The sequence below is a fragment of the Ginsengibacter hankyongi genome (assembly GCF_008710285.1).
Lineage (GTDB): Bacteria > Bacteroidota > Bacteroidia > Chitinophagales > Chitinophagaceae > Ginsengibacter > Ginsengibacter hankyongi.
The window spans coordinates 46,640-64,898 of record NZ_VYQF01000009.1; the positions used below are offsets into that span (position 1 = coordinate 46,640).

Consider the following 18,259-nt stretch of genomic DNA (forward strand, 5'->3'; position numbering starts at 1 on the left):
GATATTTTTTACTGTTATATTTAAATTAAGATTACCCATCGTAAGAATTCATTGTTTGGTATTTAATTTGGCTTCCAAAATTTTAGCGGTTCTTGTAGCACACAACCCACCTATATTAGTGCATTTAAATTCGTGCGGTATTCCTTTACCAATTACGTACATCGTTTCGATCACTTCATCTAATGGTATTAATTCATCATATCCCGCGAGTGCCATATTCGCAAACGATATAGCAATCGTTGCTGCCATCACATTATTTCCCAAACACGGCGCTTCCACTCTATTAGCAATGGGTGTACATGTTGTACCAAGGGTACTTTGCAATACCAGCGAAGCTGCAGCAACAGATTGAGCAAGCGATCCCTTCGCCAGATAGACAAGGCCTGCCGCAGCCATGCTACCTCCGGACCCGTACTCAACTCCACAACCCGCCACCTCTCCTGCAAAAGTGGACTGGGTTGCAATGAATATTCCAATTATACCCGCTACCAACATGGCTTTAATGATTTCGTCTTCTGAAACTCCGAGGAAATCGGCAGTTCCAATCACAGCACCTGGAAGTGCTCCGCATGAACCGGCAGTAGGAGCCGCTACAATAACTCCCATTGAACTCTTCACTTCCATTAATGCAGAAACATACATCACAACAATATTGAGCGCACCTGTTTCTATTAACCGTTTGTTTTGTAATTGATTTCTGAAATTTACAGACTGACTACCTAACAACCGATCAGCATATTGCGTACCCTGCAGCCCATTCTTAATGGAATCTTTTAGAATACGTACTATCTTTCTCATCTTCTCATAAATTTCTTCTTGAGAAATGTTTCCTCTTTCGCTTTCATAAAGAATAGCCAGTTCCAATAAAGAAAGATTTTTATCTTCATTATAATCCAGCATTTCATTACATGTCGAAAAGGGTACTTTAATACCTTTTCTTGACAGGACAGGAAGCACCGGGCGTAGTTTTCTTATGGATATTACATCCTCCATAGAGTTCAATTGTGCCTGAAGTATTTCACTAGGAAAACTTTGCGCTTTTATTTCAATCAACACCAGATTTCCATCATGCACAATTAAATAGTCATAAGACATCTCACTATTTAATAATTCCAAAATCCTGTCCGTCCTCTTGCAATAAATCAGCGTTTCGTAAAAATCACCCAGTATAGAAACTTCAATTCCGTCAATGGCTATAACTTCAATCATGCCACCGCCTGTGGAAATAGCCGTTACGGTCCTGGTTTCTCTACGGTTACTCAAAGTAATGTGATACGTATTTAAATGTTTCGCGTTAAGATCTCTTATACCAAATTGAACTTTTATTCCGACTTCAGAAATATGCTGATCCGACGACGGCAGCCGTTCATCATCTGCTTCCCATCCCAGGAAGCCTCCAAATAGTCCCATATCGGATCCCTGGCCTGTATGCGTGTCCGCTAAAGAGCCGTTCGGATCGAATTCAACTAAAATATTCGTTATATTATTTTCCACCAGGTCCCTGCACAACCTGCCAATCCGCAAGGAAGCAGCACAGTGAGAACTTGAGGGGCCACGCATCACAGGACCTATCACATCATTAAATATACTTGGGAGGCTTTCCATAACTTTTTATTAAAGGGTTAATCACATCAAAGATGCTCCTTCCAATATTTTGCCATTGTTTCACGTAGGTGAAGCGAAGTATTTTCTCTTTCATAAATGCCGTGAGAACGCATAGGATAGGACATCATATAAAAAAGTTTGTTGTCTTTTATAAGTTCATTCGAAAGCATTTCAAAATTCTGATAATGCACATTATCATCACCGGTGCCTGCAATAATCATAAGGGTACCCTGAAGATTTTGCGCAAAATTGATGGGAGAACCATCATGATAGCCTTTGGCATTATCAGTAAGCAAACCCATGTATCTTTCCTGATAGGTGGCATCATAAAGACGTTGGTCAGATACAAAAGAAACTGCAAGCCCCGTTTTATAAATATCAGGATGACGGAACATACAATTTAACGTCATTTGACCGCCCCCGCTCCATCCCCAGATACCAATTCTGGAAGTATCAATGAACGGATACATGGTGAAAATTTTTTTTGCCGCACCAGCCTGATCCTGTGAAGCAAGAATACCAATCTGTCCATAAATAGAATTGCGCCAGGCCTTACCCCGTGGCGTTTTGGTGCCACGATTGTCTATACTCATTACAAGGTATCCCTGTTGCGCCATGTACTGATCCCAAAGAGCGCCACCTTCCCAATTATCCTGAACCGTAGCACCGGCGGGTTCACCGTAAACATAAAAAAGTAAAGGATACTTTTTTGAAGGATCAAAATTTTTCGGTTTTATCATCCATGCATCCAACGTAATGTCGCCTATGTCAACCCTAAAGAATTCTTTTGGGTTTAAATGCAGGTCAGCATATTTTTCTTTCAGTTCATGATTATCCTGAAGTGTGCTCATTTCTTTGTGATCAGGAAGATGGATCAACGATATTACAGGTGGCGTAGTTGTATTTTGAAAAGTTTGAATAGCCCACTCCGAATTTCCGGAAATCTGATAACTGCTTTGTCCTGCATAACTGGCGGGAGTAACTCTTTCAGCTTCACCGCTACCATCTATTTTGCTTCTGTAAAGATAGCGTTGTGTAAAATTGTCCGGAGAGGCAATGTAATAGACATAACCAGTTTGAGGGTCAATACAATTTATCTGTACCACATCAAAATTACCTTTTGTAATTATTTTTGATTCTGTTCCATCTCTTGAAACTTTATACAATTGTTTCCATCCGTCTTTCTCACTCGTCCAGGTAAAATACTTTTCCCCATCAAGCCAGCGAATGTCATCATGGAGATCAAGAAAATCAGGATCAGTTTCTGTGTAAATATTTTTGAGTGCCATCGTTTTTACGTTTCCGATCCATATTTTGTTTGAATTCTGTGGGCGGTTTAGTTGCTGTACCATCACTTCACTGGAATGTGGTATGAAATCCATACGAGTCAGATAATTGTTAGCAGGATCTCCGGGAATCTTAAACCATTTGGTTTTGCCACCAGCAGCTGAAATCACCCCCACCTTTACCGCAGAAAGTTTTGTTCCCACTTTGGGATAAGGTAATGGTATTGGTCTTGAATAGATAGAGTCAATATTGTCTATCAGGTAAAATGTTCCAATATTTTTTGTATCGGATTGCCAATAAGCGATGTAATTTCCATCAGGACTCCATCTGAATCCATCTCTGTCATCCAGTTCTTCTTCATACACCCAATCGAATGTGCCGTTAATAATATTTGCTCCCCCGTCGAAAGTAATTTGTTTATTCATTCCAGTGGCAAGGTCTTCCACATAAATATTTTGCTTACTTACATAAGCTACCCTTGAAGCATCCGGAGAGAATTTTGCAAACATCAATGTTGTAGGTTCTACATTTTTACCAATCTGCTGCAGTTTACCTGTCTTAAGATTGAGTACCCAGTAATCTCCACGGGTATTGTATCGCCAAACTCTTCGGGTATTGGTAAAAATTAATAACTTACCATCATTATCTGACCATTCGTAATTGGCAATTGATAATGGTTTCGTTTCATTTGTTGGAATGAGTTGTTTTGCTGATACCAAAACTGTTCTTTTTCCGGATGAAGCATCATAACGGACAATATCACTCCCGCCAAATTCCTTGTTATTTTCCAAAGTAGAATAACCTTGGTTGTCTTTCATCCACCGAACGGGTCCAAAACCTTTTTGTTCATAAGTCCCATTTTTATAGATATCTTCAAGGGTCAATGCAGTTCTTTTTTCCTGAGCATGTAAATAAGTATTTACAAAAAAAACAAGGACTACGAATAAGGGGCTAATTAGTTTAAGTGTTCTTCTCATTTGTTCTTTAATTAATTATACCTGTTTTAATTTCGTTATACATTTTGTTACTATCGTTCCCGTGGAACAAAGGGTTGATTATGCCCTTATTATCCGGTGGTATCCATGTCGAAGGCACCCTGATCTGAAGACTGAGGGCGAGTTTTCAAGTAACGGCCGTGCACCTGAATAATAACTTATCCAAAAACCAAAGCTTTTAATGGCGGCTGCATTTGCTGGAAAATTACCCCTTCAAATCTTTGTAACATTCGTTGGGTATATTATTTCAGGTAGCGCAACAACCGAAGAAAATATGAATTGGAAAACAATAAAATAAGATCGGCTTAATTTCTAAAATAATTTGATTATGAAATTAATCTTATTATATCGATCTTATTCATTTTGCATTTATATTATAATGCTCTCCTTTTTTTGTTAAAAATTCCACAACCCCATTTCCAACATTTTTTAGGGGTATTTTCTGCCCGTTACAAAATACCACGATCGGCACTTTTGCATCGAGTTTGCAAGAACCACCTTGCTTAGAATAAACAACGGCTTTTATAATCTTATGCTCTTTCCAATCAAAATTTACCTCAAAGGCACCCCTGGCAAAAACTCCATGGAATTTCCCTTCGCTCCATTCATCAGGTAAAGCTGGTAACAAATCAATAACCCCTTCATGAGATTGCATTAACATTTCGGTTATAGCAGCCGTTACCCCCAGTGTTCCGTCTACCTGCATGGGAGTAAAACATTTTGCAAATAATTGCGGGAAGCATTGCTTATCCAAATAGCCCTTAAAAATCTTATAAGCCTTATTTCCGTCATAGAGACGAGCCCAAATGCTCATTTTCCATGCTCTTGAAAAACCAGCTCCTTCATCTCCCCTTTCTTCGAGAACTTTTTTTACCGGCTCTATTAACGATGGCGTTCTTTTAACTGAAATAACATTTCCGGGATAAAGGCCATATAGTAGAGAGATGTGTCTGTGTTTGGGTTCCAACTGATCAAAGTCCTCCGTCCACTCCTGCAACATTCCATTAGAACCAATCTGGGGTGGTACCAGCCTCGCTCTCGCCTTTTCAACCTTATCTGAAAATTCATGGTCAATTCCAAGAATTTTTGAAGCCTTAATATAATCGCCAAATAAGTCTGTCAATATCTGCATGTCAATAGACGAGCCCGCACAAATAGTTGTAAAATAATACATGGCGGTTACTTCATCAAAGAAATATCGGTAACCTGGTCCTTTTGGAGGGTTTTCAGGCGATGTAGAAGGACAAGTAACTAACCATTTTTTATTATTGTTGGGATATTCGACCAAAAAATCCATAAAAAATTCAACAGATCCTTTTAGAACCGGATAAATATCTCTAAGATAATTTTTATCCAAAGTAAATAAATAATGTTCCCAAAGTTGCGTCGTTAACCATGCACCTCCAACAGTAAATGTTCCCCAGGTCGGTCCGTCCATTGGTGCCGCTACTCTCCATATATCCGTATTCTGATGTAAAACCCACCCCCGGGCACCGTATTCTTCTTTCGCCACCTGGCTTCCCTGGTCTGTAAGTTCCTTGACCATTTTTACAAGGGGTTCTGTTAATTCAGATAAGTTTCCGGTTTCTGCCGGCCAATAATTCATCTCCGTATTGATATTAGTGGTGTATTTAGAATCCCACGGAGGATTCATATTATCATTCCAAATTCCCTGGAGATTTGCTGGCTGGGTCCCAGGCCGGGAAGAAGAAATAAGAACGTACCTGCCGAATTGATAGCAAAGTGAAGCCAGTTGAGGATCGGATTCTGTAGAAAAGTTCTTTATGCGCTCATCAGTTGGAAGAAATGAGTTCTTTGTAGCAGGAAGCGCCAGGGTCACCCTGTTAAATAAAGATTGGTAATCCTCCACAGCAGCATCTTTGATATTTTTATATGATTTGCCTTCAATATCTTTTAAGTATTTCTCAACTTTTGCGTGATAATCACCGGTGACATCCCTGTAATTCACAAAGTTAGTAGCATCTACAAAATAGAGCGTTACTGCATTTGCATTTTCAACTATAAGATCAACACCATCTACTTTTACCGTACCTCCGTCTGCCACTGCTTTTAGCCTTGCTTCATAACGAAGTTTACCTTCGATCCCCATATAGTCAGCTGATTTTCCTGTAAGCACTAAACCGTCATTCCCCACACCATCCATCCTGAAATAATCAGTTGCATAGTTTGACATTGAACTATTTCTTACACCTCTCAATTCTGCAGTAAGTGAAATGCTTCCAGGCTTGTCAGCCGTAATTCTAATAGCAATTGTTTGATCCGGAACTGAAGAGAAGACTTCCCTTTTATACGTAACTCCATGTGCTGTATACTGAACAGAAGTTATCCCTGTGTTCAAATCCAGCCAGCGTTTATAGCCGGAAACTTCTTTTTCATTTTTAAACGAGAGAATAAGATTTGCCAGGGACTGGTACTTTTGCTGTTCTACCGGATATCCCATAAGATATCTTCCAAAAAGTTTATGTGCGTCTAAAGGCCTCCCCTCAAAAATATCCTTTTGAATCTCAGGCAATTTTTTATATCCTCCTTTAACAACCGTTGAATAAGGGCCTCCTGACCAATAAGTATCATCATTCAACTGAATTCTTTCTTCAGCGTATTTTCCAAATACCATCGCGCCAAGCCGCCCGTTCCCTACCGGAAGTGCCTCTTCCCAGGCAGAAGCCGGAGTCTTATACCAAAGTAAGGTTGAAGGATCGAAATTCTTTTGATCGATTGCCGCAGGAGTAATTATGTCTTGGGAATAAAGTGAATTCAGAGAATAAGATAGGATGAGAAATATGCTGATAGCAACTCTTTTCATGTCAATATCGATTAGTCGTACCTGACCAGGGTCTTAGTAAATTATTGATAGCAATTTGAAAAACTGCGTTTAAAACTAATAGTCCATTATGAATGCCTTTTACCTCACATTTGCATTATATATAAACAAAACCAGCATCGAACTTAAAAGTATAAGTACAAATCAGCCGGATACAACTAAATTGAATATTAATGAACTCCTGTTCTGGTGTCCCACCATACCTGAGTTCCCCAAAAAATATCTGTTTCAACGATATTAGTTGGAAAATTCGGATTCAAGGTTTTTTCTTCATCGGCATAAGCTAATCTGAATGGAGGACGATTATGTTTGGTTGAATAATCTTTTGAAATATTCGTCATAAGCGGTATGTCAGTTCTTCTTGCCTCAGACCAGGCTTCCTCGCTTTGCTTGAAAAGGCTGATCCATTTTTGCAAATAAATCTTTTCAAGATTTGAGGTGCTACCGCTTCCCCATGCTACTTCTGGCTGGGTAAGAAACGTAGCTATTGAGGCGTCGTCAATCCCATTTTCCTTACATGACAACCTGATTCCGTTTTCATATGCTGTTTGTGCGTCTCCTGTTGCCAGATTTCTTTCATAAGCCTCTGCTTTGATAAAACTTACTTCCGAACAATTCATAAATGGAGAAAAACCAGCAGGGTTATTAGCAAATCTTTGTCCGATTCCGGAAACGTTATTTCCATTGTTATTTGGATCACTCAATTGGCCAGCGCCAAATTTGTAGCCATTATAGCCCCCGTTATTATCCAAACGGGCATATACGGGAAGACGTGGATCGTTGTTATTTTTTAGCGCGCTTATTAACACGTCATTCATCCTGTATTGATCTGTATAACTTCCGCTCGTACCTAAACGCTGATACCAGTACTCCAGATCAGGCGAAACACCTGGGAACCACAGGTAAGCATTGTCAACATTGTCGGTCATTACAGGATAAGAATTCGGATCACCCAATATCTCAGAAATGACTGACTTAGCAGTGGTTGGATCCACCAATGACATACGAATAGCAACCCTTAAACGTAGTGAATTGCAGAACTTTCTCCATTTTGCTAAATCTCCTTTAAAAATAAGGTCGCCTACACCAATTGAGCCGGTTCCTCCGGATTTAAAAATTTCTGCCGCCTCTTTTAACTCTGCCAATAGTGCTTTATAGACGGTTGCCTGGTCGTCATAATGATTATACAATATGCCGGAATCTTGTAAATGAAAGGCCTCTGTATAGGGAATGTTACCCCACATGTCGGTTGTTTTTTGTCCGTCGTATGCTTTTATTGTCATTGCAGCCGCATAAAGATTGGTATTTCCTGCTTTCTTTGCTACATCTGCCGCATTCACAAGATAACTCATGGCGATATACATTCCCCGCCACATACTATTATTAATATCTACCCGATATTCATAATCTCCAAGTCCAATGGCAGCAGTCTGGCCGGCGTAAGAACCGGTATAATAAATATCCAGCCTCTCCCCAAACAAGGTACTTGCAGAAGATAAAATTCCACGGGCCAATATATTAGTAGCAGGAACTACCGTAGGTGCGTTTGGATTTACATTTATCGAATCAAATTTCTTAGTGCAACTCACAACCAACAGTGTAATACTGATAAATAGTAATTTTATAATTGATATTTTTTTCATTTCCAAAGTATTTAAATTATTAGATTTTTTATTTTCTGTGAATCTTCTTATTTAAGAAAATTTAGAATCCCGCAGAAAGTTTAAAACCAAAGTTTCTCGTAGTTGGTATCTGGAAATTTTCAAACCCTACTCCGTAATCACCACCGCCAAGTCCTACCTCAGGGTCTATTCCATATTGTCGCGTACTTTTGTCCTGGTAAAGTATTGCAAGGTTCCTTCCGAAAACGGAAAGGTTTAGTTTTGTGAGCCAATGAATGTTTTTAACATTTATGTTATATCCAAGAACGACTTCTCTAAGCTTAATGTAAGTTCCGTCGAGAATAGAATATTCATGATTGTTCCAAACCCACGCTCCGCCAAAATAATCCTCGGCAGAAACACGTACATTATTGGGGCTTCCATCCTGCTTTACAGCGTCAACTATCATCCCATTTTCTCTGACATGATTGGCGGTGGTCACCGTATAGCTGCCCGTTGGATATGAATGCCATGCAGTAGTACTAAAGAATTTGCCTCCCTTTCTCATGTCAACCAAAAAACTCAAATTGATATTCTTATAGCGGAATGAATTATTTACACCTCCTATCCAATCAGGAGTAACGGTACCAAAGTTCTTGGCTACATTAGTAGTGAGCGGTATGCCACTGTCATCTACCACAATTTTACCGGTTTTAACGTCTCTTACAAATGGCAATCCCCACAGGCTGCCCCACTTTTGGCCTGGAATTGCCATTGTTACACATCCTCCAAATCCCGGGGAAATCCGGTAGGACTGTAACCCGCCATAAAGCTTATTAACAACATCATTGTTTTTAGCCCAGTTAACAGAAATATCCCAATCGAGTCCTGACTTTGCTTCTAGCAATTTTCCGTTGAACATAACCTCCACACCTTTATTCTCAATTTCGCCCGCGTTTATTAGCATTCCCGTAAAACCAGTGGTGCTGGAGGTAGAAACACTTATGATTTGATTGATAGTAGTTTGATCATAATAGGTTACATCAAGAGATAATTTATTTCTGAGGAATCTTAGATTAGTACCTATTTCATATGATTTTGTCTGCTGGGGTTTTAAGTTAGTTGGTGGTAACGTTAAACTTGGCGCAAATACTGAAATACCATTAAAAGAGCTCGCACTATAAGTTCTGCTCAATTGGTAAGGATCCGTATCTCCACCGACCTTTGCCCAACTGCCCCTTATCTTGGCATAACTTAAAATATCCGATGTAATTCCGAAACCTTTTGTGATATCAAGCCCCATGCTTACAGAGGGATAGAAATAAGAACGATTGTTGGCGGGTAGCGTTGAACTCCAATCATTACGTCCTGTAACTCCTAAGTAAAGAAAATCTTTATAAGACGCATTTGCTTCTGCAAAAACACTATTGCTTCTTTTTTCCTGGTCGTACATTGAGGCGGTGGGGGCGCCTTTCACGTTTGATATGGTATATAAATCGGGAACGGTAAGGTCACTCGCTGCCAGATATGTATTATTGTAAGTATTATCCCGGTAATTAGCTCCTGCAAGTCCGTCAATCCGAATATTACCTAACGTTTTATCGAAACTTAAAATAAAATCGAGGTTTTGTTCCTTAGTAAAAATATCTGTCTGATTGAACTGCCCGCCCCGGCCTTTTCTAACATTTCCTTCCGTACCAGATTGTGTAATTGATTTACGTCTTTCTCTATAAAAATCAACTCCTCCCCTCGCCATAGCCGACAGCCAATTTGTAATTTTATAAGTTGCACTTACATTACCGTACCCTCTTTCTCTATTTAATCCATTCAAGTTATGATAATAATAGTAATAATTATCCGACTGCGTTGGCCACATGGAAACATTACCATTTTTCTTGAATTGCTGATATAAATACTTAGTATCAAAATCTCTTTCAGTCCATGCAAAATCAACCCCTACTCCGGTATAACCCGTATAAGGGATATTATTGCTGGACTTTAGCAAGTAGGTTAGATTTGTAACTATCGAAAGCTTATCCGTTGGGTTAAGCGTAAAACTTGTATTTATTGTATTTTGTTTTTGATCCGTGTTGGGTAAAATTCCCTGCGGTGTACTCTCATTGGTAAATGATAGTCTGCCGGTAGCTTTGTCACTGCCTGCAGTAACAGCAACACTGTTCACAGTTGTAACCTGTGTGCTGTAGAAATCCTTGTAATTATTGGGCCTTGAAACCCACGGGCTGTTGGGCCCCGTTGACCATTGGTCAAGTTTAAGCCCGATATCCAGGCGCGGTCCCCAGTTGATAGGCCATGCATCATTTACGCCGCCGCCGTTTCCGTCTACATAATTATATGAATATTTTTTAGCATAATCATTATAGCTCATCGTAGATCCGGGATTTGCAGCAAGGAACTTCTTATAGATATATTCTTCTCCGTCCCATCCTCCGCCGTACTGATTTTGATATTTGGGCCAATATCCCGGTTTATTAGCTACTATGGATGAGTTAAAATCCACACCTAATTTTCGGCCTTTGGATCCTTTTTTAGTGGTAATAAGTATAACTCCATTTGTTGCACGGCTACCGTACAAAGCAGCAGCATTCGCTCCTTTGAGAACTGTCATTGATTCAATATCATTGGGATCCAGATCAGAAGCAGTATTGCCCCAATCAACACCGCCTCCCCCACTAAGGTTTGTCGTGGTGTTATCTATTGGAGTTCCGTCGACCACGAATAAAGGTTGATTCCCGCTAAAAGAGGCATTACCCCTTATTACTATCCTAGACGAAGAACCAATAGTACTTCCGCCGCTGGTAACCTGTGCACCCGCTATCTTACCAGATATTGTGTTTACAATATTATTGTCTGCTGCGTTGGTGAGAGCAGCATTATTAAGCTCTTGAACAGCATAACCCAGTGTTTTTTTGGCTCGTGTAATGCCTAGTGCAGTCACTACCACCTCTCCTAATTCATTGCCGGAAGAAACCAGAGTGATAGACAAAATATTACTTTTTCCGACCGTCACGGTAGCTGGCTCGTAGCCGATAGCGGAGACCCTTATTTGCTGGCCAATTGACGCCTCTATTTTGAATTTGCCCTGTTCATCGGCGCTTATGCCCTTGTTGGCTCCAATTACCTGGATGGTAGCAAATTTGATGGGCTCTCCATCGCTGTTTAAAACAGTGCCCGTCAATTGCCGCTGCTGGGCAAACGCAGTTGACCTTACTCCCATATACATTAAGAGGAGGATCCCAAAAACAGTTACGATTTTATTCATGATTTAGAATTTTGGTATTTCAATAAAATAATAGTTCGAAAAGGATGCAGGTTGCCGTTTTGGTAGAATTTATTTCCTGTACATCATATCCGATGATAAAGGTATAACTATCATCATGCATGAACTATACAAATTTTAACCAGTCATCAACGGAATTTCCCTTTTTTCAGGTAATCTTGATTTTACAGTTGGTAATCATTACCGGGCCAAACTACACTTAATTCAATCATCTATTTTCTACCGGTTTATTTTAGCATATCAAACAAGCTTTTTATTAAAAGATTCAACCTTTCATCGGAGTTATCTTTCGACAACTTCCCTGGTATGAACGGGATAAATTTCTTAAGATTATTTCTGTTTGCATTCCCTATATATTTTTACATTTCTCCACCCTTTCCTATAGTATCCACTTTCCGTGCGAAGTTACCGTGCAATGCTTTGAGCGATTTATGTAACAAACCTATCAGGCTTTGTGATACCCACGGTTTATGAGAATTATACTAAATATCCCAGGGATGCAATGATGTTATGGAAAGGATAGTGTGAGGTATACCGGAGGGTAAATATAAACGCCGGGAATTGAAGCTTTGCGACAATAATAAAAACGAAAAACGAGTAATGCACACAATTAACAACCATTATAGGTAAAAAAACGGCCGCAAGGCTACTTTAGTTCCATCCAAAATATTTTGTTTGGAATTTAAAGAAGGTTTCAATTATTGAGTAAGTTTATAGAAAGAGAAAGCTGCTACCTATGAGAACCTGTTATGGGATCAAGGGAGAGCGGTTTAGGCAATGGTTTTCGGGGGAAGTTTTGATCCCGCATGGCTGCATCATATACAAATGCTGCCACAATGGTTGCTGCTTGTTTGAGATCATCTGACATCAAGTGGTCGTAGCTGTCCATATTACTATGTTGGCTTACCAATGGGTCCTGGATAAACTGAAATGCCGGTAATCCCACAACATCAAAAGATATGTGATCCGTAGAGCCCGTATTTCGAATAGTGATTGTTTTGGCGCCCAGATCATTGAACGGAGCAAACCATTGTTCAAAAATTTTTCTGGCTGCTTCATTGCCCTGAAGATGAATTCCACGAATTTTTCCGGTCCCATTATCTAAATTAAAATACACAGAAAATTTATCATGTGCGGGCAATAATTTCATCGTTACCGGATCTCCAAAAGTTTTCTTTACATAAGCTCCTGATCCCAGCAAACCCTCTTCTTCTCCGCTCCACAATGCAATACGAATCGTTCTTTTAGGTTGTATTCCTATAGCTTTTAATATGCGTATTGCTTCCATCATAACGCAGGAACCTGCTGCATCATCAGTGGCGCCAACAGCGGCAGGCCAGGAGTCGAGATGGGCGCCAAGCATTACCACCTGATCTTTTAAGTTTTTATCCGTGCCCGGTATTTCAGCAATAACATTATAACCTCTGGAATCAGCCGTTTGGAATTTCGCTTTTACATCTACATCCATTTTTACAGGCGTGTTATTTTTCAAAATACGAATAATCATGTTATAATCTTCAAGGCCAATAGCAATGTCCAAAAAATTGGCTGGGTCAGAGATTTTATGAGGGCCTGCCTGTAGTACCAAAATAGTTCCGCCATGATCTTCTGTACCAGAGCTTAAAAGGGCTATTGCACCTTCTTTTTCAGCCATTTTTTTTAGTCTGGTCAGCACTTCCCTTGGAACAATATTTTGGTCTTTATATCGCTCACGTCTTCTGCGCATGGCAGCAGTATCTTCTGCCTCCGTTACTTCACTCATTTTTTGTAATTCCTCATCCGTATAACGACCACCAACCGGTTGAGTGCTTTGTTGAAAGTTTATCAAATTATCGATGATTAAAACTTTACCCTTAAGTTTACCACGATAAGCATCCAGTTCTGCCGAATCTTTAGCAGAAATCAAAAGCACTTCTCCACTTTGCAGACCATTTGTGCCAGCTGACCAGGTTTTGGGATAAGCAATAAGAGGCCTGTACCACGGTGATGTAATGGCTACATAAGATTTTTTCAATTCCCATCCTTTTCCAAAATCACCCCATGCATCCAATTTGGAATCAACCAATCCCCATTGGGTTAATTGATTTTTAGCATAATTGGCAGCTCGCATAAATCCAGGTGAATTTGTAACCCTTGGGCCACTTAATTCAGTAAGATGAAACGCGATATCCATCACTTTGGAATTTTTTAATCCTTCATTTCTAATTTTAGTCATTACAGCCTGGTCAACATTTTCAGATTGGGCAAATAGGGAACCAGGAAGAACAAAGAAGAGGAATAAAGAAGAACACTTAATAAATTTCACGTGCACAAGTTTTTAACGATAAAGTGAAAAAGATTTTGAGAAAGAGACTTTCAAATACAGGAGATATTGCAGGTTTCGTTTTAGTAAATCCATCCCCTGTAAATTTATCCTATAATATATAATAAAAGTAAAACTATCCTTAAGGATCCACTATACAAATTTTAACCAGTCGCCAACGAAATTTCCCTTTTTTAGTTTTTGGGATGAATTATTTAATTATTCACTGGTAACATTTTTTAAATAATATCCTTTCGGATCAACGACCGGTGTAAAACTGCTTATGATCTTGACCCCTTTATCTTTATCAGATAATGTAATTCGCTGAATTCCTGTATCGGTTAAAACATCAATATCTAATGGCATCGGCAGGTTCGTTGATGTTACAGCGTATTCATTATATCCTGTTTGATTAATCGCTATCTCCAGTTTTTTAGTAGTTCTTAAATAAAAATCGAAGAGTGGTTTCATATCTTTTCCCGATTCATTGCTGAATAAATGCTCCACATCATCAGTTGTAACCAAATTGCTGTAGGTGTATTGCGGATCGGTGGCTAATTTTTTGAGTGTTGGAAAAAACAGGGCATCACCTAATACATACCGCAGCGTGTGCATAAAGAAGGCGCCCTTAGTATAAACATCGCTACCATAGTAGGCACTTTTTAAGTCCATTTCATCACCCTGTACCACCGGTTTTTTATTTTTAATACTTCTTTTAAACTTCACCATCATGCTGTCGTAACCTCCTTCGCCGCATGCTTCCCGGCAAAACAGGGCTTCGGCGTAAGTGGTAATACCTTCCTGGATCCATATGTGTGCCCAGTCTTTATTGGTAACTTTATTGGCAAACCATTCGTGGGTAAATTCATGAAAGAGATTTGATGAATAATCCATAGTACACACTTTTTTGTAATTGAATTTCCCGCCATACGTGACCATAGTCTGGTGCTCCATTCCCGAATTAGGAACCTCTGCAATGCCAATCTTTTCTTTTACCCACGGATATTCACCAAAATATTTTTCCAGTATCCGGCTATCACGTTCACGCAGGTCTAATACTTTTTGGGCGTTCGATTTATCTTCTTCCAGCACATAAAATTCCATCGGCACTTTATTGCCTTTAATGGTAGTGTAGGTTCGCTTTATAATTACGTATTGGCCAATATCAAATACGATACAATAGTTGCTGATAGTATAATTTGTTTTCCAGTGAAAGGTTTTTTTATTGCTTTTTGAACTCACGCTTTGCAACAGCCCCGGGCCCGCAACTGTCAAACCCCTGGGTACGGTAATGAACATATCAACCCCTTCATTGGGTTCGTCACTCGGGTGATCTTTGCAGGGAAAATAAACTTTGGCGCCCTGCAGCTGGCAGTTTATTGAAACCCACGGATTACCGGTACTGTCTTTTTTCCAGCTGAAACCGCCCTCCCATGGCGGCTTTACAGCTACAGGAGGTTTACCATTATATTCAATTTTAATGCTTTGCCTGCCAGCCTTAAAACCGCCCGCATCAACGACATAAATAAAATCGCGGTCGCGATAAAAGGTTTTTTTCTTCTTAGCTTCGGTGATCTTTGTTACATTTAAAAAATGAACCAGGTCAAACAAAATAGTGTCCGTTGGTTGTAATAAGATAAGATCAATCACTGCGTATCCTGTGATTGCCTGGTTGGCTATATCTACATCAAGCGAAAGGGTATAATGCCTGATATCCATGTTTGCCTGTATAGGATTCAGTTTTCCTCCCGAACTCATATAATTTATATCACGGTCTTGTGCTGTAATGCCGGCTGTAAAAAAACAAAATAGCAGAAAATGGACAGTTTTTTTCATGATAAAGTTTGATTTTCATAGCCGTTTTCTTTAAAAAGATCTGCAATAGTAGGCATTCCTTCCTTTAAAAGAGATCTGCCTCCTATCGTGTTCCAAACGCCCGCCCGGGGAGAATAGCAGCCTGTCAACAGTGCTGCTCTTGTTGGAGAACACATAGGATCTACATGGAAATCGGTAAAATGTACACTTTGTTTGTACAGCGAATCAATAGCCGGTGTTTTTACATATGGACTGCCATGACATCCCATGTCTCCATCTCCCTGGTCATCTGTAAGTATCAGAATGACATTAGGTCTTTTATTTTCGGCTGGTTTTTGTGCATCCAATTTAATTTGACCGCATGCTATCCCCGCACAAAGCACTGCAAATAAGATTATAATTTGTTTTTTCATTCGGCTATATATTTTAATGGCTTTCTCCCCCAAAATTCAGGGAAAATTGAGAATGCACATCTTTTAAGGTTATCCGGTTACTCCAAGGTTCATTTCAGCTAACATTTTAATGAACTTCCGTACTCTATTAAATTTCCAATTCCTCTTAGACGGAAGCTTTGCATGTCTTAATTTTCAATTCAAATTATATCTAATTTTTAAAAAAGTTGCCGAGTCATTGTTCAAAAAAGCACGTCAACCAGTGACAGTTTCAGTTAAATATTAATGAAACCCGGTGCTTGTGTCCAACCATACATTTATTAAATTATAAGGCAGTCAACATCCCGCAACTTCATGAGACATTTTTTGCGATTTAATTATAATTTATATTTTATTTCCTCTCACTTAACTCAACCATCGCGAGCAAAACAGTCCGGGGATCGAATACCACTTTTTCAGGCCTGGTATCAACAGGTATTGCAAACTGTGCAGTTTTTGAGTTCATTCTGAATTTTGAAATTTTAGGAACCGGGCTACCCGTTTGATAAATGCCTATTTCAACCGGAACATCAAATACATAATGCGTTTTCTGTGACTGATCAAATTTTACAATTACCTGTTTCTTTGCAGGATCATATTTCCAGTTACCCTTTATCATCAGGTTCTCACTATGATAAAGCCATTGGTCAAAAAAGGCTTTCAGATCTTTACCTGATGCTTGTTCCATTTCATGCAAAAAATCATTAGTGGTTGCATTGGAATTCATAAAGTGGCTGTAATATGACTGAATTCCTTTATGAAAATTTTCATTACCAATCGAATCTCTCAGCATATGAAGAAACCATGCGCCTTTCTGATAAGTAATGGCACTGGTTACAGGTCCCTTCTCGGCAGAGCGATCCGCGACAATACTATAATGAGGATCTTTCTCATAATATGCATAGACCATTTTTTTAGCGTTTAGTAGCCCCTTTATATAATCATCATGGCCGTAAGTATGTTCTCTATATAACAGCGTAAAAAAAGTTGCAAATCCTTCGCTAAGCCATGCATCATCCCAGGTGGACTCAGTTACAGAGTTTCCAAACCATTGGTGTGCCAATTCATGTGTCACCACATTCCTGAGACCCTCTGCCCGCTTTCCGGTAACTAAATTTTCTGTATAAAATATTGCCGAAGCCGTTTCCATCCCTCCGTGACTGGTGGCCTGGATATTTGCAATTTTTTCATACACATATGGTCCTATATAGTCAGAAAAAAATTCAATGACAGACTTTGTTGGAACGGCAAAATCATAAAAACCGGCATCGCGGTCTTTGGGGTATATCCAGGTTTGAATCGATTTACCATACACATCGCCAACATACTGGACGGCAAAATCTGCTACGCCTAAAACATACAACCAGCAGGAGATCGGCACTGATTGTTTCCAGTGAGTAAGCCTGGTAGCTGAATCAAGATTACTTTCTTCCAATAATAACCCGTTAGAAATTACCTTATAATGTGAAGGAGCTATTACTTTGAACTCGCTTGTCGCTTTATCATAAGGATGGTCAACGCATGGAAGCCAATGACGGGCTAAGTTTGGCCAGTTTTCGCTAAAAAAACTTCTATCACCATACTTGGTCGGGCCGATCCTAAGGCCATCTGCAGGAATTCCATGATACCGTAAGACAAAAACCAGTTTAGTGCCTTCTATTGAACCAGTTGGCAATTGAATAAATAATTCATCATTTCTATGAGTATATTGCAATGCTTCACCATTAAGGGTTATCGAGTCAACCACCATTCCCTTGCCATTTCTTTCAACAGTTTTATTTGCTAAATCCAGCCGGACCTGACGGATATCATTCTTCTTAAATAATATTGTAATGGAAGCATTACCATTTATTTGATCTGTGTTGTCAGACAGGGTGAGTTCAAAGGAATAATGAAGAACATCAATATTATAGTTGCGTGGATAATTATCGGCATATGCTGCGCGGGAGAGCCCTGTCAATAGCAGCAAGATAGTGAGCCATTTAAATTTATTGATCATACAAATTTGATTATACAAAAATTAAGCTTTTATAGAAAACAATTAAATATCAGCCCGAACACAAACACTCAATTATATTGTTAG

At 39.4% G+C, this 18,259-nt stretch carries 9 protein-coding genes; all 9 read right to left on the minus strand.

Annotated features, from left to right (window positions below; all coding sequences use genetic code 11):
- Positions 1-48: 48 nt before the first annotated feature.
- Complete coding sequence (locus FW778_RS19580) at positions 49-1,605, minus strand: L-serine ammonia-lyase, iron-sulfur-dependent, subunit alpha (RefSeq protein WP_150416558.1); 1,557 nt, start codon at positions 1,603-1,605, stop codon at positions 49-51.
- Positions 1,606-1,631: 26 nt separating this feature from the next.
- Positions 1,632-3,869 carry a S9 family peptidase gene (locus FW778_RS19585; protein ID WP_150416559.1) on the minus strand — a complete coding sequence of 746 codons (2,238 nt, stop codon included), beginning with the start codon at positions 3,867-3,869 and terminating at the stop codon, positions 1,632-1,634.
- Positions 3,870-4,245: 376 nt separating this feature from the next.
- Positions 4,246-6,711, minus strand: coding sequence for a glycoside hydrolase family 95 protein (locus FW778_RS19590; RefSeq protein ID WP_150416560.1), 2,466 nt, complete (start codon positions 6,709-6,711; stop codon positions 4,246-4,248).
- A 188-nt stretch (positions 6,712-6,899) separates the two neighbouring features.
- Positions 6,900-8,372 carry a SusD/RagB family nutrient-binding outer membrane lipoprotein gene (locus tag FW778_RS19595; protein WP_150416561.1) on the minus strand — a complete coding sequence of 491 codons (1,473 nt, stop codon included), beginning with the start codon at positions 8,370-8,372 and terminating at the stop codon, positions 6,900-6,902.
- A 61-nt stretch (positions 8,373-8,433) separates the two neighbouring features.
- Positions 8,434-11,610 carry a SusC/RagA family TonB-linked outer membrane protein gene (locus FW778_RS19600; RefSeq protein WP_150416562.1) on the minus strand — a complete coding sequence of 1,059 codons (3,177 nt, stop codon included), beginning with the start codon at positions 11,608-11,610 and terminating at the stop codon, positions 8,434-8,436.
- 748 nt (positions 11,611-12,358) lie between these two features.
- Positions 12,359-13,933 carry a M20/M25/M40 family metallo-hydrolase gene (locus FW778_RS19605; protein ID WP_235906481.1) on the minus strand — a complete coding sequence of 525 codons (1,575 nt, stop codon included), beginning with the start codon at positions 13,931-13,933 and terminating at the stop codon, positions 12,359-12,361.
- A gap of 216 nt (positions 13,934-14,149) precedes the next feature.
- Entirely contained in the window at positions 14,150-15,766 is a 1,617-nt protein-coding gene (locus FW778_RS19610) for a M1 family metallopeptidase (RefSeq protein WP_150416563.1), read from the minus strand.
- On the minus strand, positions 15,763-16,158 hold the full coding sequence (locus FW778_RS19615; protein WP_150416564.1) for a sulfatase-like hydrolase/transferase: 396 nt from the start codon (positions 16,156-16,158) through the stop codon (positions 15,763-15,765). The genes FW778_RS19610 and FW778_RS19615 overlap by 4 nt, the downstream gene beginning before the upstream one ends.
- A gap of 370 nt (positions 16,159-16,528) precedes the next feature.
- On the minus strand, positions 16,529-18,175 hold the full coding sequence (locus tag FW778_RS19620; RefSeq protein ID WP_150416565.1) for a M1 family metallopeptidase: 1,647 nt from the start codon (positions 18,173-18,175) through the stop codon (positions 16,529-16,531).
- Positions 18,176-18,259: the final 84 nt, after the last annotated feature.